Raw genomic sequence first — 24,555 nt, 5'->3', positions numbered from 1 at the left:
ATTGGAGAAACGGAAGGAGGAGCGGCCATGGTCGAACAGGTAGAGCAGAAGCTGCAGGTGCTGCCGATGACGATCGTCCATTATGCAGGAGCGTATGCGTTATGGAGCCGAACGGAAGGGCTCGTCCTGAGCGGGGCGGATTCGCTGGAGGCGGTCGCCGCCTACCTGGAGCGCAATCCCGGGATGAGCTTCGTCTGCCTGAGCGGCAGCCGCGTCGTCGGCACGTCGATGTGCGGCCATGACGGGCGCCGCGGCTATCTGTACCATCTCGCGGTCGACCCGTCGATGCGGGGCTGCGGCATCGGCCGGCAGCTGGCGGAGCGCTCGCTCGCGGCGCTCGGAGAGGCCGGCATCGAGCGCTGCCATCTGATGGTGCTGGAGGACAACGAGAGCGGAGCGGCTTTCTGGAGCCGGACCGGATGGACGAAGCGGAGCGGCATCCTGCTGTTTTCCAAGGACCCGAGCAGCTTCCCCGTGCCGGAACCCGGCAAGCCGGAAGGCCGCAGGAACGAAGGCGGCTCCGCTTGACACGCGGTGGCCGAAGCTGACCGCTAGGCTGGAAAGCAGCAGCGGCCATTGAGCCGAGCAGGCGCCTTCCCCTCGGTACAAAAAAATCCGTTCCGCATCACGCGCAGGTCAGGCAAAAGCGCGCCCCGCGCAGGATCATTCCACGGCGGCCGGATCGGTGGAATCCAAGGCAGAAATGCGCCTTGAATCTCACCCCCGCGCCGGATCGGCAAAAACCCGTTCTCTTCTCCGCGCAAGGCTCATGCCCTGCGGAAAAGAGAACGGGTTTTTTTCAAAGCATGCCATCCGAATGTCCAAGAAAGGCACGGATGGGAGCCTTCCAGGCCGATGCCGCGCTTGCAATCGCCGGATAGCGGTCAGGGCGCCATCGGCAATTCGAACGGTTCGCAGTCCCTGCGCCCGAGCTAGCTCATGTTTTTCCCGTAGAAGATCTCGTCCATCTCGGCCTTGAGCTTCTCGGTGATCTCGTCCTGCTCGGCGCGGCTCAGCTTGTCCTTGGTGTAGCCGAACAAGTAGTTGTTGAGGTCGAACTGCTTGAGCTTGCACTTCGTATGGAAGATGTTCTCCTGGTAGACGTTGACGTCGATCATGTGGAACAGGTCCTTGGCCTCGTCCGGAATGTAGTTCTGGATGGAGCTGATGTCATGGTCGATGAACAGCTTGTGCCCGGTGATGTCGCGCGTGAAGCCGCGCACCCGGTAGTCCAGCGTCATGATGTCGGTGTCGAACGAGGAGATCAGGTACGTCAGCGCCTTCAGCGGGCTGATCTCGCCGCAGGTGGAGACGTCGATGTCCGCGCGGAACGTGCTGATGCCCTCGTCCGGATGGAATTCGGGATACGTATGCACGGTGATGTGGCTCTTGTCGAGCTGCAGCACGACGTTGGCCGGCATCGGGCCCGGCGACTCGTCGAACGCTTCCTTCGGCACTTGGACGACCGGCCCCTCCGAGACGAGCAGCGTCACGCTCGCGCCTTGGGGCTCGTAGTCCTGCTTGGCCGTATTCAGCACATGCGCGCCGATGATGTCGGCGACATGGCGGAGGATCTGATTGAGCCGCTCCGAGTTGTACTGCTCGTCGATGTAGGCGAGGTACGCCTCGCGCTCTTCCTTGGTGCGCGTGTAGCAGATGTCGTACATGTTGAAGCTGAGCGACTTCGTCAAGTTGTTGAAGCCGTGCAGCTGAATCACTTGCTCGTGGGTCAGTTTCATCCGGCGTTCCTCTCCTTTGCTGCTGCAAGTCCGTTTTTCCTTATACCCCCGCCGCCGCAAAATGACCCAGCGCCCGCACGGCCGGCCGCCCCGAGAAAGAGCGCCTGCACGGACCGCCGATCCGTGCGGAGCCTATCCGCGAGCGCAGGCTGCATCGGCAAGGCCTCGCAGGCTGCGCTCAGCCCTGCGCCTTCGGCGTCGGCGGCACCGCCGCGTCGGCGGCGGCCTTGCCGGAGCCGCCGTCGGAGCCGCCGCTCCTGCCGGCGCGCGGCCGCCGCGAGCGGACCGCAGCCGGATCGAGCCGCCGCTGGAGCGCGCCGAGCCCGATGTCGGCCGCGATCGCAAGCAGGGCGGCCGGCAGCGCGCCGGCGTAGATGCGCAGCGAGTTCTGGCCGTTGATGCCGGCGTATACCTCGCGGCCGAGGCCGTCGCCGCCGACGAGCGGCGCGATCGTGGCGACGCCGATGGCGATGACGGCCGCGACGCGCAGGCCGGTCATCATGTACGGCAGCGCGAGCGGCACGCGCACGCGCCACAGCTGCTGCCAGCGGCTCATGCCGAGCCCTCGCGCGGCGTCGACGAGGCTGCCGCTCACCTGCTGCAGCCCGACGTAGGTGTTGCGCACGATCGGATTGAGCGAGTAGAGGAACAATCCGGCCATGACGGTCGCGTTGCCGAGCCCCATCCACAGCATGAGCAGCACGAGCATGGCGAGCGAGGGCACGACCTGCAGGATGCCGGTGGCGGACAGGATGAGGCGCGCCGTCCAGCGGCCGCGCATGCACAGGATGCCCAGCGGCACGCCGGCCAGCAGGGCGAGCCCGACCCCGGCGGCGACCATCTGCACATGCTGCAGGAAGTACTCGCCCATGAGCCCGCGGTTGCGCCAGAAGTAGTCCAGGAAGTCGGCGAACGTCATGCGCGGCTCCGTCACTTCGGAATCAGTCCCTTCTGCTTCAGATAGGCGAGGGCGACCTCGCGCTCGCTCTTCTTCTCGATGTCGACCTGATAGTTGAGCCCGATCATCGTCTCCGCGTCGATCGCGCCGATCAGCGGCTGGAGCGCTTCCTTCACGCCCGGGTGGCGCTCCTCCATCTCCTTGCGCATGACCGGCGAGGCGTCATAGGGAGGGAAGAAATGCCGGTCGTCCTGCAGCGTCTCGAGCTGGAACGCCTTGAGCCGGGCGTCGGTCGAGTAGGCGAGCACGATGTCGACCTGCTCGTTCTTGACAGCCGTGTAGACGAGGCTCAGCTCCATCGGGTACGCCCGGGCGAACGCGATGCCGTATTCCTGCCGGAAGGCCGGATAGCCGTCGCTTGCCCGCTCCAGCCAGGACGTGTCGACGCCGAAGCGCATCGAGGCCGCGTCCGGCTTGATGTCCGAGATGCTGCGGTAGCCCTTCGCCTCCGCGACTTGGCGGCGCACGGTGAAGGCGTACGTGTTCTCGAAGCCGAGCGGGTCCATCCAGTCAAAATCGTAGTAGCGGTCGAAGCCCTCCTGCGCCTGCCGCAGCACCTCGGCGCGGTCCTTGGTCATGCTCTCGAGCGGGAAGTGGTTGTTGAAAATCTCGCCCGAGTACAGCGTCGCCAGGTCGATGTCGCCGCGGTCCAGCGCGCTGAAGACGAGCGGGCTGGCCGCCAGGTCGGGAATGACCTTGACGTCGAGGCCGGTCTTCCGCTCGATGAGCGCCTTGTACATCTCGGCGAGGATTTTCGTCTTGGTGAACGTCTGCGCCCCGATGCGCAGGTCGGGCCTGCCGCCGCAGCCGCCCGCGGCGAGCGCGAGCAGCAGGACGAGTCCGGCGAGCGCCGCCAGCCGGGCCGTCCGCGCCGATTCCGCGCGCAGCGATCCGGCAAGCGCCATCGGCGAGCCGCCGGGGCGCCTGCCTCGTTTCCGCCATGCGATCCTCCTGTCGCCGAGCTTGCCTCGGTCTCGCCATGCGATCCTCATGCCGCCGCGCCTCCCCTCAGGCCGAAGCGCCGGCCGAGCGCCGACTCAATCCAGCCGAGCAGCAGGTCGGCGACGAGCGCCAGCAGGATCGCGCCGAGCGCGCCGGCGACGATCAGGTACGGCTGGTTGACGCCCATGCCGGAGACGATCAGCTGGCCGAGGCCGCCCGCGCCGACGAGCGTCGCCAGCGTCGCCCAGCTGATGATGTACACCGTCGTCAGCCGGATGCCCGACATGAGGTACGGCAGGGCCAGCGGCAGCTGCACCCGCAGCAGCCGCTGGGCGGCGGAGTAGCCGAGGCCCCGCGCCGCCTCCAGCACATGCGGGTCGACGGAGCGGAACCCCTCGTACGTGTTGCGCAGCACCGGCATGATCGAGTAGAGCAGCAGGGCGAGCACCGCCGGCCGCATCCCGATGCCCAGCAGCGGGATGAGGATAGCGAGCAGCGCGAGGCTCGGGATCGTCTGCAGCAGGTTCGCGACGAAAAAGACGGCGCTGTTCAGCCAGCCGATCCGGCTGTAGACGAGCAGCACGCCGAGCGGCAGGGAGATCGCCGAGCCGATGAGCACGGCGAGCAGCGACAGCGTCAGATGCTCGCGCAGCGCGAGCAGGATGTCCGGCAGCCGCTCGCCGAGGAAGCGGAAGAAGTCGAGGAGCATCAGCGCTCCTCCTCTATGCCCGTCGCCGGGCCGGCCGCGCTTGCATCCGACGCCAGGCCGCGCGCGCCGTCCTCCGGCGTCGGGCCGCCCGCGCTTGCATCCTGAGCTCGACCGCTCGGACTTGCATCCGGCGTCCCGGGGCGTGCGCTGCCGCTGCCATCCGCCTCCAGCATCGGCAGCTTCTCCGCCAGATGGCGCACGACGCTGCCGCGCGTGATGAGGCCGATGAAGCGGCCGCCCTCGTCGACGACGGCCACGTTGTGCAGCCGGTGGCTCGCCAGCAGCTCGACCGCCTGCGTCAGCGGCGTGCCCGACGTGACGGAGTAGCGCGCCGGCATCATGACGTCGGCGACCGTCTTGTCCTCGTCGCCGTAGCTGTCCATCACGTTGTAGATGGACACGCTGCCGAGCAGCTTGCGCTGGCGGTCGACGACGTAGAGCGAGTCGACCTTGCGCCGCTCCATCGTCGTGATCGCCTCGGCGAGGCCGCGTCCCGGATAGGTGACGGCCGGCTGCGTCACCATGACGTCGTTCACCGTCGGCGCGCCTCCGATGACGAAGCCGCCGAGGTCCGGACCGGCCTCGCGCTCCCGCGCCTCGTCCGGCCCGCCGCTCGTCTCGAGCCTTTTCTGCCCGATGAACGTGCGCACGAAGTCGTTCGCCGGCCGCCGCAGGATGCGGTCCGGCGTGTCGCTCTGCACGACCTCGCCGTCCTTCATGAGCACGATCCGGTCGGCGATCTTGAGCGCCTCGTCCATGTCGTGGGTGACGAACACGATCGTCTTGTGCAGCTCCTGCTGCAGCCGCGCCACGTCCTCCTGGAGCTGCTCGCGGCTGAGCGGATCGAGCGCGCTGAACGGCTCGTCCATCAGGATGATGTCGGGATCGGCGGCCAGCGCGCGCACGACGCCGACCCGCTGCTGCTGCCCGCCGCTCAGCTCCGACGGATAGCGGTCGCGGTACAGGTCGGGCTTCAGCCCGACCATGTCGAGCAGCTCGTCGACGCGCCGGGCCGTCTTGTCCGCGTCCCAGCGCTTCAGCCTCGGCACGACGGCGACGTTGCGTCCGATCGTCATATGGGGGAACAGGCCGACGCTCTGGATGACATAGCCGATGCTGCGCCGCAGCTCGACCGGGTCGATCGAGCGGATGTCGCGGCCGCCGATCTCGATCGAGCCGCTCGTCGGCGAGACGAGCCGGTTGACGAGCCGCATCGTCGTCGACTTGCCGCAGCCGCTCGGACCGATGAGCACGGTCATCTCGCCTTTGCGGAAGTCGAGGTTGATGTTCTTGAGGGCATGGAAGCCGTCGTCATAGGTTTTGTTCACGTCGCGGATCTGGATCATCGTCATCTCCCGCTTCACCTCCGTATGCGGCTTCAAGCCGCGCATGCGATGGGTAAAGTATGTTCCTGATGCTGGAGCTTCATCCGTCCGTTCCCTGCCGGTCTGAGGTCGCTGCCCGTCGCCGGCCGGATTGGCGCCGAGGATTCGGAACATGCTACAATTCAGCCATCGGAAAAAAGGGGGGACGGAGGATGGAGCAGCAGCTTCCGCCGAAGATGACGGTGTACCATGTCGCGGGCGTCGCGACGTATCCGTCCACCTTCTACGAATGCCGGCGCCGCCTCGAGCGGCTGCTCGGCCTGTGCGGCACGGAGGCCGTATTCGAGACGCTGTTCCCTTACGGCGATTATTCGCGGAGCATGTGGAGGCAGGTGTGGGAGGTGCGCTCCGATCTGGCCCGGCGAGTGCTGCCGTCGCGGATCGGCGGGCGCTCCATGCTGCGGGATATCGAGCGCACCTATGGAGGAGAGGGCCCGATCCTGTTCATCGGGCACAGCGGAGGAGGCGTGGCCGCCTATCAGGCCGCCCGCCTGCTTCATCAGCGCGGCATGGACGCCGGGCTGCTGCGCGTCGCCCAGGTCGGCTCGCCCAAGACGCCGATCGACGACGCGCTGCGGCCTTCGGTCGCTTATTTCTACGCCGCCGGCCCGTCCGGCAAGCCGGACGATCCGATCACCCGCATCGGCGGCTGGGGCGGCTGGCGGGGCGATCCGGGACGGGTGCCGCAGTGGAGCCGCACCCGCCATGCGCCCGGCCATGTCGAGGGGCTGGCGGTCATCGGCGGCCATACGAACTATTTCCGGCATCAGCTCCCGTACGTGGACGGCAGCTCGCGCAGCAACCTCGAAAAGACGGTCGACGCGATCTTTTCCTGGTTGAAAGCGGGCTACTCATCCCCTACACTTATAAATGGTTAGCTGATACAAAAAGGGAAGGGGAATCTCTATGCAGGCCATCATCCGCAACGAGGACCGGAATCACCGCGAGAGCGACTGGCTGAAGAGCAGCTTCAGCTTCAGCTTCGGGGAGTACTACGACGAGGCGAACCGCAGCTTCGGACCGCTGTGCGTGTTCAACGAGGACGTCATCGCCGGGGGCAGAGGCTTCGGCGCGCATCCGCATCGGGAGATGGAGATCGTCTCCATCGTCCTGAGCGGACGTCTCAAGCATGAGGACAGCGCGGGGAATACCGCCGTCACGACCTACGGAGGGGTGCAGCGCATGACGGCGGGCACCGGCATCGTCCATTCCGAGGTCAATCCCGATCCGGAGGAGCCGGTCCATCTGCTGCAGATTTGGATCATGCCGCAGACGCGGCGGCTCGAGCCGTCCTACGAGACGAGCGTCTTCGATCCTCGGTCGGCGCGCGGCCAGCTGCTGCCGATCGTCTCCCGCGATGCGGCGGGGCCCGGCGCGGCCGGCATCCATCAGGACGTCACGATCTATCTGACCGTGCTGGACGAGGGGATGGAGGCGGAGCATTTCACGCGCGAGGAGCGGCTGCTGCATCTGTTCGCCATCGACGGCGAGGCGGAGGTCGCGGGCATCGGAGCGCTCGCCAAGGGCGACGCGCTGCGCGCGGACGGCCTGTCGAAGCTTTCTTTGAAGGGCGGCGCGGGCGGAACGAGGCTGCTGCTGATCGACATGGGCGCAGGCTCGCCGGCCGGCGGAGGAGAGGACGCATGAGCCAAAAGCGCAGCGAGAAGCTGCTCATCAAGCTCGTCATCGGACGGACGCTCATCGACACGGCCGAGCACAAGCTCACCGCGCATGTCGAGGAGGGCGGCCGCGGCTGGATCATCACCGTCAGCGCGCTGACGCCGCGCGAGGCCGACTACATCGGAGCGAACGTCGGCCAGCTGAACTTCTTCCACTTCATCACGGAGACGGACGGCGGCGAGGAGCGCGTCCGCAAGTACTGGCTGTACGATCTGGACGAGCCCGCCTACCAGTACGACCCGGCGACGGGCGAGGCGATCTTCGAGGTGAACGCCAGGGTGGCGTATTCCAACGAGCAGGTGTAGACTTTAAGGACGAGCCGCTCGTCTAAGGAGCGATGCCGGAACCGCCCAGGCCCAAGCGCCATAGGATGGAGCAGACCGGAAAGGAGGGGCCCCATGGCCAACACGCATACGTACACCCGCCGCGAGGAGGTCGCGAACGCGGTCACCCACGGCATCGGCACGGCGCTCAGCATCGCGGCGCTCGTGCTGCTCATCGTCTTCGCCTCGTGGAAAGGCACGGCGATGCATGTCGTCAGCTTCACCATCTACGGCACGGCGATGCTGCTGCTGTACACGGCGTCGACGCTCGTGCACAGCTTCCGCGACGGACGGATGAAGGACATCCTCGAGGTGCTCGACCATTCGTTCATCTACGTGTTCATCGCCGGCACGTACACGCCGCTCGTGCTGCATACGATCGGCGGATCGCTCGGCTGGACGCTGTTCGGCGTCGTCTGGGGAATCGCCGTCGCCGGCGTCGTGTTCAAGGCGTACTTCACCAAGCGCTTCCTGTTCACGTCGACGCTGCTGTACATCCTGATGGGCTGGATCGTCGTCTTCGCCTGGGGGCCCCTCACCGCCAGCCTCGCTCCGGCGGGATTGGCGCTGCTGATCGCCGGCGGCCTGCTGTACACATTCGGCACGGTGTTCTACGTCTGGCGCAGCTTCCCTTACCATCACGCCGTCTGGCATCTGTTCGTGCTGGCGGGGTCGATCGCGCATTTCTTCACCATCCTGCTGTATGTGCTTCCCCGCTGAGACGGATGCAGCAAGCCCGCCCTCTCGGCGCTTCGGACCCCCTTGGTCCAAGCGCGATAGGGCGGGCTTTTTTTTGATGCTGCCGGTTGGAAAAAGATCAGATCATATCGAAGTCGATGATCCGCCAATGATGCTTGATCGCCTGCTCCAGCCGGAGCTTGTCGCGCTCGCGGAACAGCTGCGCGATCAGCCGGTGCTCGGCGTTCACCTGGCGGAGCAGCGAGGCGAGCCGCTCCTTGTCGTCGCTCGCGTAGCTCTGGCGCATGAATCCGTTCTTGAGCGAGTGGAGGCTGTCGACGAGCAGCGAGTTGCCGCAGCGCGCTTGATAGCAGTCGTGGAATTCGGCTTGGCGAGCGTAGTAGCCCCCGAAGTCATGCGCGTCCAGATCGTCCTCGATCGCCTCGACGAGCCGGTCGAGCTGCCGCCAGTCGCGCTCCTCCAGCCGGTCGCAGGCGAGCGAGGCGGCCAGCGCGTCGAGCGTGCCGAGCAGGAGGGAGTAGTCCTCCTTCTTCTTGCGGTCGAATGCCTTGACGGTGAAGCCGCGTCGCGGCAAGTAGTCGAGCAGGTTGTCGGACGACAGCTGGAACAGCGCTTCGCGCGTCGGCGTGCGGCTGATGTCGAGCCGCTTGCAGATTTCCGCCTCGTTGATCTTGGAGCCGGGCTGCAGGCTGCCGTCCTGGATGCGCTGGGCGATATATTCATAGACATGGTCCTTCAACGACTGATATTTGAGCTGCATGCCGAAGACTCCTTTGCGGCGTAATGGCGATCATCCTGCTATGTATGGTTATGCAATATAATGTATACAAATGATCTATCGCCATCATATCACTGCCTTCCGGCCTCATCAAGCTTCTTTCGGTCCCGAAATGGAAATAAAAGGCGGCGGTTCGAGGCTGCTGTCCGAAACGTCTGAAAATTCCGTTGATGGTTCTCCGATCCTATGTTATGATCTCTTCCATGATGCTCTCTTTTTTTGAGCGAATTTGAATATTGTATACATAATGAGGAGGCCGCCGACGAACCGGCAGCTTGGACGACCGCCTGTTCCGGCGGAGGCAGGAATCGGACAGGCTTGGCGCGAATAGGATAGAGCAGCAACGCTTCTGCTTGAAGGAAGCAGAGGGTCTTCCGGCAAGGGGCAAGGAAAGAAAGCCGTCGTATCGCCTGGATGCTGAGGCATCCGGGTTTTTTACCCGAATGATTTGTATACAAAATACAATATGCATATTGATGCAGACGGGAGAGGATTTATGAACTCGACTCGCACGATTGAACTTTCCGAGAGGTATGCGGCGCGCAATTATCATCCGCTGCCGGTCGTGATCGAAGAAGCGCAAGGCGTATGGGTGAAAAGCCCGGAGGGCAAGACGTACATGGACTTCCTGAGCGCCTACTCCGCGCTCAACCACGGCCATCGCCATCCGAAGCTCGTCGCCGCCCTCAAGGAGCAGGCCGATAAGGTGACGCTCACCTCGCGCGCGTTCCACAGCACCGCCGCCGGCGATTTCTACGAGAAGCTGGCCCGCTATACGGGCAAAAGCCGCCTCATCGCCATGAATACGGGAGCGGAGGCGGTGGAGACGGCGCTCAAGGCGGTCCGCCGCTGGGCGTACCGCGTCAAGGGCGTCCCCGAAGGCCTCGCGGACATCATCGTCTGCAGCGGCAACTTCCACGGGCGCACGATCGCCATCACCTCGTTCTCGTCGCATGAGGAGTACAAGAGCGGCTTCGGCCCGTTCCTGCCGGGCTTCACGATCGTTCCGTACGGCGATCTGGCGGCGATGGAAGCGGCGATCACGCCGCATACGGCGGCGATCCTCGTCGAGCCGATCCAGGGCGAAGCCGGCATCGTGCTTCCTCCGGACGGCTATCTGCAAGGCATCCGCGAGCTGTGCGACCGCCACCGCGTGCTGATGGCCGCGGACGAGATCCAGACCGGCTTCGGCCGTACGGGCTATCCGTTCGCCTGCGACCGCGAAGGCGTCGTGCCGGATCTGTACATCATGGGCAAAGCGCTCGGCGGCGGCATCCTGCCGATCTCGGCCGTCGCGTCGAGCGACGAGGTGCTCGGGCTGTTCGAGCCCGGCTCGCATGGCTCGACGTTCGGCGGCAATCCGCTCGCCTGCGCCGTTGCTGCGGCCGCGCTTGACGTGCTGGAGGAAGAGGATCTGGCCGGCCGTTCGCTCCGTCTAGGCGGCCTCGTCATGGAGCGGCTGCGCGCGATGGGCAGCCCTGCGGTCAAGGAGATTCGCGGCAGCGGCCTGTTCATCGGCATCGAGCTGCACGGGCCGGCGCGTCCGTACTGCGAGCAGCTCATGCAGCTCGGTCTGCTGTGCAAGGAGACGCATGAGAACACGATCCGCCTGGCTCCGCCGCTGACGATCACGGAGGAGGAGCTCGAATGGGCGCTGGAGCGCCTGCGGCTCGTGCTCGTCGGCGACGGCGAGTGAAGGGTCGGGTCGAACGAAGCAACTGAAGCGAATGGAACGGAACACGAGGTTGCAGCCATTCCCATCCTATCGATAAAGGGGAAGTCCGATATGTTCAGCTATGCCGAATCGTTCCTGAGCCGCCCGGAAGCGGCGAAAAAGATCCAGCTGATCCATGCTCCGTTCTGGCTCGGAGGAGGAAGGGCGGGCGCCGAGCTCGGCCCGGAGAGCATCGTCGAAGCGGGCATGAAGCGCCAGCTGATGCATATGGGCCTCGAGCTGGCGGAGGAGATCGTCGTCGACGTGCCGCGGCTCGCCGCCGAGCCGGCCGCCTCCGGCACCAAGATGAAATATCTGGCCGAAGTGAAGGAGATGGCCGGCCTGCTGGGCGAGCAGGTGCACCGGGCCGCTGCGGGCGGGCGGTTCCCGCTCGTTCTGGGCGGCGACCACAGCATCGCGATCGGCACGCTGGCCGGACTGACGGGACATCGGGGCAATCTCGGCCTCATCTGGTTCGACGCGCACGGCGACCTCAACACGGAGGATACGACGCCTTCCGGCAACATCCACGGCATGGCGCTGGCCGCCGCGATCGGACGCGGCAGCTTCACGCTGGCGGACATTCCCGGCGCAGGACCGTTCATCCGCAAGGAGAATGTCGTCATCATCGGCGCCCGCGACCTCGATCCGGGCGAGCGGGAGTACATCCGCGCGGAGGGCATCCGCTGCTTCACGATGCATGAGATCGACCGCATGGGCATCCACGCCGTCATGGAGCAGGCGATCGCCATCGCCGGCGACGGCACGGACGGCGTGCACGTCAGCTTCGACCTCGACGTGCTCGATCCGCTCGAAGCCTGCGGCGTCGGCACGCCGGTGCCGGGCGGCCTGAACTATCGCGAGGCGCACTACGCGATGGAGCTGCTGGCCGAGAGCGGCCTCGCCACGTCGCTGGAGCTGGTCGAGGTGAACCCGCTGCTCGATCCGAGCCGCCGCACGTCGCGCCTGGCCGTCGAGCTGGCTGCGTCGCTGCTCGGCAAGCGGATTCTGTAGGTTGTTTTAAGGCAGTCCCCAAGCGAGGCGCTTGAAGCTGGGGACTGTCTTTTTTTCTCCCTGGAAGATAGCGAAGGGCAAGCAGGTTTCGTTTCGCATGCATAATCATTCGTTCGGTTTTGTTTGGTTTCGGAATCGATGGATAAAGATGCAGAACGGCTCCGATTCGCGTCGTTTCGCGGTTTTTCGCTGTTTCATTCAAAAAAGGCTGGGCAGAAACCGAACCGGGTGTTATAATCTCTCCCATACAATATACAATGTTATGAATATTGTATACATAGAGTCGACGAAGCATGGGGAAGAAGAGAGATTTCATTCGGGGAGGAATGAATGGTGGTCGAACAGAAGCGCAGCAAAAAGGCGAAGAAGCCGTTCCTGGCGGCGGTCGTCGCGCTGTCCGTCGCAGGCACGCTGGTGTCGCCGGCTGGATGGTCTACGAGGGCTTACGCCAAGGAAGCGGCAGCCGCAGCCGTACAGGAGCCGGCAGCCGTCGTCCCATTCAACGTGCTGGCAGGCACGTCGCTGCAGCCGGGGCAAGCCGGCTACGACGCTTATGTGCATCTGAATCATCTGGCAGGCACGATCGGCACCCGGCCGGCGGGCTCGGTCCAGGAGCAGGCGGCTCGGGACTACATCCGGCTGCAATTCGAGGACATGGGCTACAGCCCTACGGTGACGGAGTTCACGTATACGACGAAAACAAGTCAAGGCAAGTCGAGCAACGTCGTCGCCGTCAAGCACGGCAAGTCGCCGCGCACCGTCATTGTGGGCGCTCACTATGACAGCGTGAACGCGCCGAGCAAGGGAGCGGATGACAATGCCTCCGGCGTCGCCGTCATGCTGGAATCCGCTAAAGCGGTATCGCAACAGCAGGATCTTCCTTACACGATCAAGTTCGTCGCCTTCGGCTCGGAAGAAAACGGCCTGCAGGGCTCCAAAGCCTACGTCGCCGCGATGACGGCGGAGGAAAAGGCGAACACGGTCGCGATGATCAACCTCGACAGCCTCGCCGCCGGCGACAACATGTACGTCTACGGCAATGCCGGAGAGTTCGGCTTCGTCCGCGAGCAGGCGCTCGCCATCTCGCAGCGGCTGAATCTGAACGTGCAGACGCAGCCGGGCGACAACCCTGAGTATCCAGCCGGAACGACGGGCGACTGGAGCGACCATGCGCCGTTCAAAGCCGCCGGCATTCCGTACGGCTACCTGGAAGCGACCAACTGGAGCCTCGGCGACAAGGACGGCTACACCCAGACGGTGCAGGACGGAGCGATCTGGCATACCGGCAAGGATACGCTGGACGATCTGAATGCGAACTATCCAGGCCGCATCGAGGAGCGTCTGAGCACGTTCGCCGGCGTCCTGACGCAGCTGCTCCGGGAAATCAAGGAGCCGGGCGCCCAGCTGACGACGAGCAGCGACAAGGCTTCGTTGACGCAAAAGCGCGAGATCGCGGTCGAGTTCGACCTGCCGACGGGCTACACCGTGGCCGATGATACCTACTTGAATTGGAGCTTCGGCGGCAAGCCGCTGTCCGACTGGAAGCAGCGCGACGCCAGCGCCAAGCCGACGAGCAATGCCTTCATTTATCTGAAGGACAAGCCGGTCGTGGCAAGCGGCAAAGTGACGGCGACGGTCGTATTCGACCAGGCCTACAAGGTCAGCAACCAGCCGTACGCGCAGCTGAACGTCTCGCCGTCCGTGCTGCGCCGCGACTACCCGAGCCTGCTGGGCACGCATGAGCTGGCCATCAAGAGCAAGAACGGCCTGCGCCTCGCGTCCGCCCCGATCAAGCTGAACGTCTACGATACGTACCGCACGTACGACGAGATCCGGCCGGAGGTCGACCGCATCACGGCCGAGTCCAAGCCGGGCCGCTACATCGAGACGGAGGTGCTCGGCAAGTCCGTGCAGGGCCGCGACATCACCTTCACCGTGCTGGCCAAGGACAAGGCGTCCGTCGACCAGTACGTGAACGAGACGCTGCCGCTCATGATGGACGATCCGGCCGCGCTGCAGGCGAAGATCCGCAGCGGCCAGCTGACCGGCTACAAGGTGCCGATCTGGATCAACAACATCCATCCGGACGAGGCGCCGGGCGTCGACGCGATCCTGAACTTCTTCGAGGAGATGACGAAGAAGGACACGATCTCGTACGAGACGACCGACGCGGCCGGACAGAAGCAGCAGGTGACGATCGACATCGCGGACGCGCTCGACAACGTCATTTTCCTGATGAACTTCACCCAGAACCCGGACGGGCGCTTCCTGAACACCCGCGCCAACGCCAACGGCTTCGACCTGAACCGCGACAACTCGTACCAGACGCAGCCGGAGACGCAGATCGTGGCCAGCGAGATCGCGAAGTGGTCGCCGCTGTCGTTCCTGGACCTGCATGGGTTCGTAGGCGAGTTCCTGATCGAGCCGTGCACGCCGCCGCATGATCCGAACATCGACTACGACCTGCTCATCGACAACATGGTCGACCAGGCGAACGCGATGGGCCGCGCGGCGATCGCCAACACCTACTATGACGAGTACCACATTCCTTATCTCGAAGCCAAGAAGCTGGCCGAAGGCAAGGAGGGCGAGGTGATCGCGAACGCGACCGGATGGGACGACGCTTCCCCGGCCTACACGGCGGTCTACGCGATGCACCACGGAGCGCTCGGCCATACGATCGAGATTCCGGAGCTCAACGAGGAGTCGACGACGGCGCTGCTCTACACGCTGCTCGCCTCGACCGACTACGTCGTGAACAACAAGGAAAAGCTGTTCCTGAACCAGCTGGAGGTGTACAAGCGCGGCGTGGACAACGTCGACAGCCCGAACGTCGACAAATACCTCGTCAACGCCGAGTACGAGCCGATCGGACGTCCGCGTCCGGAAGGCAAGAGCTTCTTCCCGGACTTCTATGTTCTTCCTGTAGACGCATCGCTGCAAAAGAACGCGCTTGAAGCGGCCAACATGGCGGACTACCTCATCCGGAACGGCGTCAAGGTCGAGCGCACGACCCGTCCGGTCCTGGCCGGCGGCGAGCTGTACCCGGCCGGCACGTACATCGTGCCGATGAATCAGGCCAAGCGCAGCTTCGCGAACCTGGTACTGTACGACGGCATCGACGTGTCCGACTTCGGCGAGATGTACGCGGACATCGTGCAGAGCTTCTCTTATATGAGAGGATTCGACCGCTATGCCGTGTACGACAAAGGCGCATTCGCAGGCGCTGCCGAGCGCGTGGCCAAGGCGGCCAAGCCGTCCAGCTCCCTGACGGGAAGCGGCGACGCCTATGTCATCCGCAGCACGAACAACGACGCGATCCGCGCGGTGAACGAGCTGACGGCGGCCGGCAAGTCCGTCACGCTGCTGACGGCCGGCGGCTCGGGCTACGAGAAGGGCGACTACCTCGTCTCCTACGACAGCTTGAAGCCGCTGCTCGCCAAGTACTCGCTGCAAGCCGTCCGCTACCCGGGCGGCGCGGTGTACGGCAAGGCGCTGCCGGCGGTGAAGGTCGCCGCTTCCGGCGTGCCGGCCTTCGCGCTCAAGGATCTCGGCTTCAACGTGACGACGGACGCCGCCGCGAGCGACGTGCTCGTCAATACGTGGAACAAGACGCTCGTCGAAGCGGGCAAGCCGTTCGTCGGCTATGGCCGCGCGGCGATGGGCACGCTGAAAACGTCCGGTCTGCTGCCGGGCTTCGACTTCAAGACGACGGGCAGCACGCATGAAGGCCTGTTCAAAGCGACGATCAGCCAGGACAGCGTCATCGGCGCTCCTTACGAAGCGGACGATTATCTGTACACGCAGTCCGGGACGTTCGTGACGAGCGTGCCGAGCGGCGCGACCGTCGTCGCCAAGGCAAGCGGGGCTCCAGACTTCTTCATCGCCGGCTGGTGGCCGGGCCATGACGCGGTCCAAGGCCAGACGATCGGCTTCACGTACCGCAAGGATCTGACGTACGTGACGGCATTCGCCAACGAGCTGACGAACAAGGCGCATCCGCAGGCGCAGTACCGCCTGCTGGCCAATGCGATCTACAACGCAGCGACGAAGGCCGAGTTCGCGGATGCAGGCGCGTCCGGCGGCAACGGCGGCGGCTCGGTTCCTCCGGTCGTCGTGCCGACGCCTACGCCGAGCCCGATCCCGTCGGCAGAGCCTACGCCTACGCCAAGCCCTAGCCCGACGCCGACCCCGATCGTCGTGCCGGACTTCAAGGATCTCGGTCCGGTGCTGGGCTGGGCGGGAGCGGCGATTCAGGAGCTGGCGGCCAAGGGCATCCTGAAAGGCCTGACGGAGACGACGTTCGGACCGAAAAAGACGCTGACCCGCGCCGAGTTCCTGACGATGCTGACGCGCGCTTACGAGCTGCCTGCAGCAAGCGGCGCGTCCCGCTTCAGCGACGTGCCGGCGGGAGCCTGGTACAGCGAGGCGGTATCCAGCGCAGTCGCAGCCGGCATCGTGCAGGGCACCGGCTCCGGCACCTTCGAGCCGACCCGCGCCGTCACCCGCGAGGAGATGGCGATCATGGCCGCGAACGTCTGGAAGCGCGCGTCGCAGCCAGCCGCTCCGGACACCGCCGCAGCGCTTGCCGGATTCTCCGACAAGGGCAAGATCGGCAGCTATGCCAAGGATGCCGTCGCGCTTCTGGCAAGCAGCGGCATCATCCTCGGCACCGGCGACGGCAAGTTCACGCCCAAGGGCGACGCGAACCGCGCTCAGGCGGCGGTCATCGTCAGCCGTCTGCTGGCGGTATCCTGATCGAATCCTCGTGCAGCGCATGCATGGAAAGGACTGCCCGCGGGCAGTTCTTTCTTGCTGCTTCGAGGCGGCGGAGGCGTAGCGGCATTGCGTTGATGCAATAAAGCCTCATTTCCGCTTGAATTATGGTTTATTCGTGAATAAAACCGATTATATTGGGTAATAATGTTAGGTTAATTGCCTATTTATGCTCGGCGGTTGTGCTGGAAGTCCTCCAATGTTATACTGGCTTCCGGTAATTAAATATTACTTTTCATGCATAATTCATCACAACTTATTAAGCAGGGGAGATAGAGCCAATGAAAAAGGTATGGACGGTGACGATCGCCGCAGCGCTGCTGCTGACGGCATGCGGACAGAAGGCGACGACGAACGAGGGCGGAGCGGGAGCGACGTCATCCCCGGCGCCGACGGCAGGGGCATCGGCAGCGCCGGGCGGACTGCAGATGGACAAGCTCGTGCTGGGCACGAGCGCGGACTACGCGCCCTATGAATTCCACAAGAAGATCGACGGCAAGGACCAGATCGTCGGCTTCGACATCGAGATCGCCAAGGAGATCGCCAAGGATCTCGGCGCCGAGCTGGAAATCAGCGACTCGGACTTCGACGGTCTGCTGCTGGCGCTGAACGGCGGCAAGGTCGACCTCGTCATCTCCGGGATGACGCCGACCGAGGAGCGCAAGCAGAACGTCGACTTCTCCAAGATCTACTATAAAGCGGAGCAAGGCGTCATCGTGAAGAAGGGCGAGGAAGGCAGCTACGGCTCCCTCGACGACCTGAAAGGCAAGAAGATCGGCGTGCAGAAGGGCTCGATCCAGGAAGGCATCGCCAAGGAAGTCGAAGGCGCGAAGCTGACGTCGCTGGCGAAGATTCCGGAGCTGATCCTGGAGCTGACTAGCGGACGCGTGGACGCGCTGATCGTGGAGAAGCCGGTCGCGGACCAATACGTCAAGACGCAGGACAGCATCGCGCTGGCGAACGTCAAGATCGAGCAGTCGGAAGAAGAAGCCGGCTCGGCGATCGCGATCAAGAAGGGCAACCAGAAGCTGCTGGACGCCGTGAACAAGACGATCGACCGCCTGCAGGCGAACGGCGACATCGACCGCTTCGTCGTGGAAGCGAACGAGCTCGTCGGCGAATAAACGACGGACGGAGCGTTCTATAGATGAACTTGAACTTTTCCTTTCTGGATGAGTACGGCTCGTACTTCATCAGCGGCGCATGGGTGACGCTGCAGCTGTCGTTCTTCGGCGTGCTGCTCGGAACGCTGTTCGGCATCGGCTTCGCCCTCATGCGGCTGTCGCGGATCTGGATCGTCCGATTCCTGGCGAGCGCCTACATCGAGATCATCCGCGGCACGCCGATGCTCGTGCAGATCCTCATCATCCACTACGGCCTGACGAACTTCGGCGTCAACCTGCCTGCCTTCGCATCCGGCGTCGTCGCGCTGACGATCAACAGCGCCGCCTACATGGCGGAGGTGTTCCGCGCCGGCATCCAGGCGATCGACAAGGGCCAGATGGAAGCGGCCCGCTCGCTCGGCATGTCGCGCACGCAGGCGATGCGCCTGATCGTGCTGCCGCAGGCGTTCCGCAACATGCTGCCGGCGATCGGCAACGAGCTGATCGTCATCATCAAGGACTCCTCGCTCGTCTCGACGATCGGCATCGCGGAGCTGCTCTACAACGCCCGCACGGTGCAGGGCAACACGTTCATTCCGCTGGAGCCGCTCATCGTAGCGGCAGGCGTCTACTTCATCATGACCTTCACGCTCTCGCAGCTGCTGGGCGTGCTGGAGAGGAGGCTGGGCAAGCGATGATCGAGATCCAGGGATTGCGCAAGTCATTCGGCAGCAATGAGGTGCTCAAAGGCATCGACGCCAGCATCCAGAAAGGCGAAGTCGTCGCCGTGATCGGACCGAGCGGCTCGGGCAAGAGCACGTTCCTGCGCTGCCTGAACCGGCTCGAGGAGCCGACCGGCGGCACGATCCGGTTCAAGGACCGCGACGTGACCGCGGCCCAGAAGGAGCTCAACGGGATCCGCCAGAAGATGGGCATGGTGTTCCAGCATTTCAACCTGTTCCCTCATATGTCCGTGCTCGACAACCTGACGATTACCCCGCGTAAAGTCAAGGGGATGGGCAAGGAAGAGGCGGAGAAGATCGCGATGGAGCTGCTGCGCTCCGTCGGCCTGGAGGACAAGCGGGACGCGCGTCCCGACAGCCTGTCCGGCGGCCAGAAGCAGCGCATCGCGATCGCGCGGGCGCTGGCGATGCAGCCGGAGGTGATGCTGTTCGACGAGCCGACGTCGGCGCTCGACCCCGAGATGGTCGGCGAGGTGCTCGACGTCATGAAGCGGCTCGCGCAGAACGGCATGACGATGATTATCGTCACGCACGAGATGGGCTTCGCGCGCGAGGTCGCGGACCGGCTGATCTTCATGGACGGCGGCTACATCGTCGAAGAGGGGGACCCGCGCGAAGTCATGGCGGCCCCGCAGCATGCCCGGACCAAGGAGTTCCTGTCCAAGGTGCTGTAGCGTCCAACGGACGAGGCAGAGGTGAAGCCGGCGTGCAGCGACGACGCGGAGCATGCGCACGGCAAGCGTCGGAGGCAGCTGGACCGGGATGGCCGGAGCGGCCGCGCGAGGCACCGGTATGGTGCGGATGGCCGGGGCGGCGGCGCGAGGCGGCCGTATAGAACCGGCAGCGATTTTTGAGTCCAAGGCACTTTTGTGCCTTGGACTTTTTGTTTTAGCCGGTAGTTAGAGATTCAGGGCACAAATGTGCCTTGGATCAGGACGAATAAGCCGGATGCAATGGATTCAAGGCAGTTATGCGCCTTGGGTATGGGGAATAGGTAGGATCGCGCAGATTCAAGGCCGTTTTAGGCCTTGGAGCTGGGAACTACAGCACGGTCAAAATCTGCGGCCCGTCCTCCGTAATCGCGACGGAGTGCTCATACTGGACGCAGATGGAGCCGTCGGCCGTGCGGGCGGTCCAGCCGTCGCTGTCGACGAAGGCGCGCCAATCGCCGAGCGTGAACATCGGCTCGATGGCGAGCACGAGGCCGTTCTGGAGCAGCGGGCCTTTCCCTGGGAGGCCGTAATGCGGCACGGACGGCTCTTCCCACAGCTCGCGGCCGACTCCATGGCCGCTGAAGTCGCGGACATTGCCGTATCCCCGGGCGCGGGCGAGCCGGTCGATGCCCGCTCCGATGTCGCCGACATGCCGTCCTGCGACGGCCTCTCCGATGCCGAGGAAAAGCGCCTCGTGGCAGTCGTGCATCAGCCGGCGGATCGGCTCGGAGACGTCGCCGACCGCGTAGGTCCAGGCCGAGTCGCCGTGGAAGCCCTGATAGAAAGCGCCGATGTCGATGGAGATGACGTCGCCTTCCGCAAGCGGCCGGCCGTCGGGAAAGCCATGGCAGATGACGTCGTTCGGGGCGGAGCAGATCGAATAGGCGAAGCCGTGATGCCCCTTGAAGCTCGGAACGGCGCCCCGCTGGCGGATCTTCTCTTCGACGAGGCGGTCCAGCTCCAGCGTCGTGACGCCGGGCTTCACCCGTTCCTTCAGCAGCTCATGGCACTCCGCCACGATCCGGCCGGCCTGGCGCATGACGGCCAGCTCTTCCTTCGACTTCACGATCATTCCATCCCTCTTCTCCTTGAGATCAGCGGCTGCCGGAGCAAGCTCCGTTCAGCCGCCTTCGTTCTTTCCTCCTGTTGTAAGGGAGCCCGCCGCGAAAGTCAATGCGGGGACCGGCCTCCACGGGCTGTCGCCCGTCTGCGATTGACCCGCGCATGCGCATGCTGCGTCAGGGGGCTCACGATCCGCCGCATCCTTCGTCCGTTTAGAAAGGCGCGGGCTTAGAAGCCGCGCCGCCCGAGCGCCGCGCGGTAAGCGTCGAGGCTCGCGAGCAGGAACTGGCGCTCATCTGCGGTAAGCCCTGCCAGCATGAGCGGCTCATCGGCCAAAGCCGCCTCGTCCGGCTGCCGGGATCGGGCCGCAGGGGCGGGCGGGCTGGGCGAGCCGGCGGCCGCCTTCCCGGAAATGCCGAGGCCGCCTGCGGGGGAGGCCGGGACACCGAGCAGGTAGTCGGCGGACACCTCGAACAAGCCGCATAGCCGGAGCAGCATGTCATAGTCGGGGGCATTGACGCTGTTCTCGTACTGGGACACGGTCGACTTGGCGATGGAAAGCTCGTCCGCTAGCCGCTGCTGCGTCCAGCCGAGCCGCTTCCGCTGCGCGCGCAGCCGGCCGCCAAGGCCATCGCGGCCGGGGATGTCCGACGTGGTCATGGTTCAAAAGCCTCCTTTGGCCGGACAGCCGGCACGGAATCGCTTCATTATAGCGCAGCGCGGACAAGCATGAAAGAAGCGTTCCCCACAGCGCAGCGCGGACAGGCAGAAGCATTCCCCACAGCGCAGAGCGGACAGGCAGAAGCATTCCCCCACAGCGCAGCGCGGACATGCAGAAGCCTTGCCCGCAGCGCGTCCCGGACACGAGCGAAAGACGCCTCTTCCACAATACCCATCCAAAAAGCCCTCCCCCCGACCGCCGGGGAAGGGCGCCATCCTAGCTAGCTGCCCTCGCCGGGCAGCTTCTGCGCGTTCGGACACCAGCCGATCGGGCTGCGGCACATGGCGGCGGCGAACTCGGGCTCCCGGGCGGCCAGCGCGTTGAAGTAGCCGAGCAGCACATGATTGCCGGAAAAGCTGCCGCCGCTGAAGTCGAGCTCGGCCAGCTCGCTCACATGGGAGTAGTAGTAGATCAGCTTCGTCCGCGGGTCCTGGTAGACGAGCGGCGGCAGATAGGTGACGATGTCGTTGCTGTTGGCCAGCCGGAAGCTGCGCGGCACGGCTTTGGCATACGACTCGGCGAACTCGGAATCGCCGACGCGCGGCGCGGCGAACGTATAGACGATCGGGTTCCGGCCCGGCCCGTTCTTCGCCAGGTCGAGCGCGGCCAGCGTCGCGAGCGCGCCCCCGAGGCTATGTCCGGTAAGGAACAGCGGCTTGCGCGCTCCGGTCCGCTCCAGCAGCTCCCGCAGCTGCGGCCGCAGGCTTTCGTAGAGGGAAGTAAAGCCGCGATGGGTTTTGCCGCCGTCTTTGACGACAGTGTATTCGATCTGCTCGGCCATGAAGTCGGTCAGCCATTCCGAGGTCGAGCTCGTGCCGCGAAACGCGGCGACGACCGCATGCGGCGATTCAGCGACGAAGCCGAACGGCTGGGCAGGAGCCCCGCCATGCCCGCCGGATTGAAAGACGCCGACGACCTCGTAATCGTCCGGCAGCCGCACTTGGCCGGTTCCTTTCAGCAACAGATAGGTTTGTCCGCACACGGCCGCGAGAAACAAGGCCGTGTGCGGATCCATGACAGGGGTGGCGCTGCTGAGTTTCACTTTTCGGCTCACGCTGCCCAGCTCCTTTGGCGCTAGAGTGCTTGTAGGGCAGTATATGCACCAGAGCATCCGGTTGCGCCTAAGCCGGATGGGACGGCAGGAGACCGTGGCCGAGCCGAAGCGGATGCCCGCGATGAGCGGGCGGGGGAGGAGGGGAAGACGCGCGCGGCCAGGCTACAAATGCTCGATCACATCGCCGGCGATCAGCGAAGCCGGCGACGGGCGGGAAGCCGCGGCGCGGTCTCCGGCCGCTCCGTGACGCCAGACGCCGATCGCGGCCGCTTCGATCGCGGGGCGTCCCTGCGCGAGCAGGCTGCCGATGATGCCGGCGAGCACGTCGCCCGTGCCGCCGGTCGCCATGCCGGCGTTGCCGGTCGGATTGACGTAGGCGGCGCCGAGCGGGGCGGCGATGACCGTACGCGCGCCCTTGAGCACGACAACGGCGCCATGCCCGTCCGCATAGGCCATCGCGGAGCCGATGCGGTCGCGCTGGACATCGGCGGTCGGCCGATTCGCCAGCCGCGCCATCTCGCCGGGATGAGGCGTCAGCACGACGCCGCCTTCCCGGCGGGGCCAGGCGGTAAAGTCCTCCGCCGCAAGATGGTTCAGCGCGTCCGCGTCGAGGACGAGCGGCAGCCGCGGCGGCAGCCGCTCCCACAGCCGCCGCAGCCATCCGCCGGGCAGCCGGCCGATGCCCGGCCCGAGCACGAGCGCGTCCTTGCCCTCGGCCAAGGCGGCGAGCTCCTCTGGCGACGAATCGCTCCAGTCGCCGCTGCCGCCGTCCGGCACAGCGGCGAGCATGAGCTCGGGCCGCAGCCCGATCGCGGCGGAGGCGACGCCGGCGGGAAGCGCCCAGGTGACGAGGCCGGCTCCCGCCCTTAGAGCGGCGCTGGCGGACAGCAGCCCCGCGCCGCTCATGAGCTTCGTGCCGGCGGCGACGAGCACGTGGCCGTACGTGCCTTTGTGGCTGTCGGCGGCACGCCGGTCGAGCGGCTCGGCGGACAGCCGTTCGCGCAGCGTCTCGGGGCGGAGCAGGAAGACGGGCCTCGCTGCGGAGCCGCTCTCGCTCGTCGCTTCCCGGCTGCTACGGGCCGTGTCGCCGCCCTCTTGCTCGAAGGCGTCGCCGTCCGTCGAGTTCGCGGGCTCAAGCGCGATGCCGAGCGGAGCTACGAGCACCTCCCCGGCCAGCTCCGCGCCGGGATGCTGCGCCAGGCCGCGCTTGGGGAGGCCGAACGTAATGGTTGCCGCGGCGCGGATCGCGGGCTCTGCGGCGGCTCCGGTATCGGGATCGACGCCGCTCGGCAGGTCCGCGGCGAGGATCGGCAGGCCGCTGCCGTTCGCCTCGCGAATGAGCGAAGCGAGCGGCTCGCGAGGAGCGCTGCCCGAGGAGCCGGTGCCGAGCAGCGCGTCGACGATGCCGCCGAAGCGGCTCCAGTCCAGCTCGCCGGGACGGTAGTGGATGCTCCTCACGCCGGCACGCTCGGCCAGGCGATGCTGCCGGAGCGCTTCGCCCTGCAGCCCGTCCGGCGGCGCGGCGAGCACGGCCAGCACCTCGATGCCGGCAACAGCAAGATGCCGTGCCGCTGCGAGGCCGTCGCCGCCGTTGCGGCCTTTGCCGACGAGGATCGCCCACGGCTTGGGCTTCCGCGTGCCGTGCTGCGCGGCCCCGGCATGCGGGCGGCAGCTGGCCGCAACGCCATCGCCATCGCTTCGCGCTGTCGGCGTTGAGGAGCCGAGCAGCAGCGCTGTCGGCGTTGAAGAGCCGAGCAGCCTTTCCATAAATGGACCGTCCAGCGGCAAGCCGCCGGCATATCGAAGCACCGCTTCCGCCAGCGCCCGTCCGGCCGTCTCCATCAGCGCCGCAGCGGTCAGCAGCCCGTCCTCCATGACGCCTTGTTCCCATTTCCGAATTTCTTGCGCGCTTGCCAGCCTCATGACCGGATTCCTCCTTTGTCGGAAAGCAGAAACATCCCGACCCTCGTCATAAGGGATCGGGATGCTTCTTCGATCAGTCTGATGTCGTTCCTGCTTTCAACCGCCCGTTAAGGGGTTGTTCGGCGTCCGGTAATGAGGGAGATGACGAACAGCACCAGGAAGACGAAGAACAGGACTTTGGCGATGCCGGCTGCGGCTCCTACGATGCCGCCGAAGCCGAAGATTGCGGCGACGATGGCGATGATCAGAAAAATAACGGCCCATCTCAACATGGAATCCACCATACCTTTCAATTGGGAGTAGTTGTTGCGGATTCGGCTGTTCCGGGCTGCCTTTTGGGGAGGCGTCCGAGACTTCCGAATCCGCCGGACGCTTGCTTGTCGTCCGCTGTTGTAGCTGTATTAACCCTGACCCTTGAGGCCTAAACAATCGTTCCGCAAGCCCGTCCTGCCTTTCATCTTATACGATTTTTCAGGCGATCCTCGCCTCCGGTCCGGACGGCGTGAAGCGCCTGAAAAG

22 protein-coding genes are annotated in these 24,555 nt (G+C 65.1%); 11 read left to right on the top strand and 11 right to left on the bottom strand.

Going from position 1 to position 24,555, the window contains the following annotated elements:
* The first annotated feature begins 27 nt into the window (after positions 1 to 27).
* Positions 28 to 528, top strand: coding sequence for a GNAT family N-acetyltransferase (locus HGI30_RS18825; protein ID WP_235680191.1), 501 nt, complete (start codon positions 28 to 30; stop codon positions 526 to 528).
* Positions 529 to 932: 404 nt separating this feature from the next.
* Here the strand turns inward: HGI30_RS18825 and speD are convergent, their stop codons facing one another.
* The 5 genes from speD to HGI30_RS18800 form a co-directional block, all read right to left on the bottom strand.
* On the bottom strand, positions 933 to 1,739 hold the full coding sequence (gene speD, locus HGI30_RS18820) for an adenosylmethionine decarboxylase (RefSeq protein WP_168908955.1): 807 nt from the start codon (positions 1,737 to 1,739) through the stop codon (positions 933 to 935).
* Positions 1,740 to 1,917: 178 nt separating this feature from the next.
* Positions 1,918 to 2,673, bottom strand: coding sequence for an ABC transporter permease (locus tag HGI30_RS18815; RefSeq protein WP_407944994.1), 756 nt, complete (start codon positions 2,671 to 2,673; stop codon positions 1,918 to 1,920).
* Positions 2,670 to 3,602: a glycine betaine ABC transporter substrate-binding protein gene (locus HGI30_RS18810; RefSeq protein ID WP_168909971.1), complete on the bottom strand. Its 933-nt coding sequence runs from the start codon at positions 3,600 to 3,602 to the stop codon at positions 2,670 to 2,672. Before HGI30_RS18810 ends, HGI30_RS18815 begins: the two co-directional genes overlap by 4 nt.
* An 83-nt stretch (positions 3,603 to 3,685) precedes the next feature.
* On the bottom strand, positions 3,686 to 4,348 hold the full coding sequence (locus HGI30_RS18805) for an ABC transporter permease (RefSeq protein WP_168908954.1): 663 nt from the start codon (positions 4,346 to 4,348) through the stop codon (positions 3,686 to 3,688).
* Complete coding sequence (locus HGI30_RS18800) at positions 4,348 to 5,694, bottom strand: betaine/proline/choline family ABC transporter ATP-binding protein (RefSeq protein WP_168909970.1); 1,347 nt, start codon at positions 5,692 to 5,694, stop codon at positions 4,348 to 4,350. Before HGI30_RS18800 ends, HGI30_RS18805 begins: the two co-directional genes overlap by 1 nt.
* Before the next feature lie 191 nt (positions 5,695 to 5,885).
* Here HGI30_RS18800 and HGI30_RS18795 point away from each other — a divergent pair, with 191 nt between their 5' ends.
* From HGI30_RS18795 to trhA, 4 genes are all read left to right on the top strand, one after another.
* Positions 5,886 to 6,611 carry an alpha/beta hydrolase family protein gene (locus tag HGI30_RS18795; protein ID WP_168908953.1) on the top strand — a complete coding sequence of 242 codons (726 nt, stop codon included), beginning with the start codon at positions 5,886 to 5,888 and terminating at the stop codon, positions 6,609 to 6,611.
* Between the two features lie 28 nt (positions 6,612 to 6,639).
* Positions 6,640 to 7,380 (top strand): pirin family protein, encoded by a 741-nt coding sequence (locus HGI30_RS18790; protein ID WP_168908952.1) that lies wholly within the window; start codon positions 6,640 to 6,642, stop codon positions 7,378 to 7,380.
* Positions 7,377 to 7,718, top strand: coding sequence for a hypothetical protein (locus HGI30_RS18785; protein WP_168908951.1), 342 nt, complete (start codon positions 7,377 to 7,379; stop codon positions 7,716 to 7,718). Before HGI30_RS18790 ends, HGI30_RS18785 begins: the two co-directional genes overlap by 4 nt.
* Before the next feature lie 93 nt (positions 7,719 to 7,811).
* Entirely contained in the window at positions 7,812 to 8,456 is a 645-nt protein-coding gene (gene trhA, locus HGI30_RS18780; RefSeq protein WP_168908950.1) for a PAQR family membrane homeostasis protein TrhA, read from the top strand.
* 97 nt (positions 8,457 to 8,553) lie between these two features.
* Here trhA and HGI30_RS18775 read toward each other — a convergent pair whose 3' ends face one another.
* On the bottom strand, positions 8,554 to 9,195 hold the full coding sequence (locus HGI30_RS18775; protein ID WP_168908949.1) for a GntR family transcriptional regulator: 642 nt from the start codon (positions 9,193 to 9,195) through the stop codon (positions 8,554 to 8,556).
* Between the two features lie 514 nt (positions 9,196 to 9,709).
* Here HGI30_RS18775 and rocD point away from each other — a divergent pair.
* The 6 genes from rocD to HGI30_RS18745 all read left to right on the top strand — a co-directional run bounded on the left by rocD (position 9,710) and on the right by HGI30_RS18745 (position 19,237).
* Complete coding sequence (rocD, locus tag HGI30_RS18770) at positions 9,710 to 10,909, top strand: ornithine--oxo-acid transaminase (RefSeq protein ID WP_168908948.1); 1,200 nt, start codon at positions 9,710 to 9,712, stop codon at positions 10,907 to 10,909.
* Positions 10,910 to 10,999: 90 nt separating this feature from the next.
* Complete coding sequence (rocF, locus tag HGI30_RS18765) at positions 11,000 to 11,941, top strand: arginase (RefSeq protein ID WP_168908947.1); 942 nt, start codon at positions 11,000 to 11,002, stop codon at positions 11,939 to 11,941.
* 330 nt (positions 11,942 to 12,271) lie between these two features.
* The gene (locus tag HGI30_RS18760; RefSeq protein ID WP_168908946.1) at positions 12,272 to 16,699 is read left to right on the top strand and encodes a M20/M25/M40 family metallo-hydrolase; all 4,428 of its coding nucleotides are present in this window, start codon (positions 12,272 to 12,274) and stop codon (positions 16,697 to 16,699) included.
* A 299-nt stretch (positions 16,700 to 16,998) separates the two neighbouring features.
* A complete protein-coding gene (locus HGI30_RS18755; RefSeq protein WP_168908945.1) occupies positions 16,999 to 17,841 on the top strand; it encodes an ABC transporter substrate-binding protein in 843 nt (280 codons plus the stop codon).
* Between the two features lie 23 nt (positions 17,842 to 17,864).
* Complete coding sequence (locus HGI30_RS18750) at positions 17,865 to 18,518, top strand: amino acid ABC transporter permease (RefSeq protein WP_328805166.1); 654 nt, start codon at positions 17,865 to 17,867, stop codon at positions 18,516 to 18,518.
* Positions 18,515 to 19,237: an amino acid ABC transporter ATP-binding protein gene (locus HGI30_RS18745; RefSeq protein ID WP_168908944.1), complete on the top strand. Its 723-nt coding sequence runs from the start codon at positions 18,515 to 18,517 to the stop codon at positions 19,235 to 19,237. The genes HGI30_RS18750 and HGI30_RS18745 overlap by 4 nt, the downstream gene beginning before the upstream one ends.
* 367 nt (positions 19,238 to 19,604) lie before the next feature.
* Here HGI30_RS18745 and map read toward each other — a convergent pair whose 3' ends face one another.
* The 5 genes from map to HGI30_RS18720 all read right to left on the bottom strand — a co-directional run bounded on the left by map (position 19,605) and on the right by HGI30_RS18720 (position 24,308).
* Entirely contained in the window at positions 19,605 to 20,348 is a 744-nt protein-coding gene (gene map / locus HGI30_RS18740) for a type I methionyl aminopeptidase (protein WP_168908943.1), read from the bottom strand.
* A gap of 218 nt (positions 20,349 to 20,566) precedes the next feature.
* Positions 20,567 to 20,998 (bottom strand): helix-turn-helix domain-containing protein, encoded by a 432-nt coding sequence (locus HGI30_RS18735; protein ID WP_168908942.1) that lies wholly within the window; start codon positions 20,996 to 20,998, stop codon positions 20,567 to 20,569.
* Positions 20,999 to 21,279: 281 nt separating this feature from the next.
* Positions 21,280 to 22,113 carry a lipase family protein gene (locus tag HGI30_RS18730; protein ID WP_235680189.1) on the bottom strand — a complete coding sequence of 278 codons (834 nt, stop codon included), beginning with the start codon at positions 22,111 to 22,113 and terminating at the stop codon, positions 21,280 to 21,282.
* Positions 22,114 to 22,275: 162 nt separating this feature from the next.
* On the bottom strand, positions 22,276 to 24,036 hold the full coding sequence (locus tag HGI30_RS18725; RefSeq protein WP_168908941.1) for an NAD(P)H-hydrate dehydratase: 1,761 nt from the start codon (positions 24,034 to 24,036) through the stop codon (positions 22,276 to 22,278).
* Positions 24,037 to 24,143: 107 nt separating this feature from the next.
* Complete coding sequence (locus HGI30_RS18720) at positions 24,144 to 24,308, bottom strand: DUF1328 domain-containing protein (RefSeq protein ID WP_168908940.1); 165 nt, start codon at positions 24,306 to 24,308, stop codon at positions 24,144 to 24,146.
* Positions 24,309 to 24,555: the final 247 nt, after the last annotated feature.

This window comes from Paenibacillus albicereus (assembly GCF_012676905.1).
GTDB classification, from domain to species: Bacteria; Bacillota; Bacilli; order Paenibacillales; family Paenibacillaceae; genus Paenibacillus_O; species Paenibacillus_O albicereus.
The sequence above is the reverse complement of the archived record's forward strand: the minus strand, read 5'-3'. Positions and strand labels throughout refer to the sequence as shown.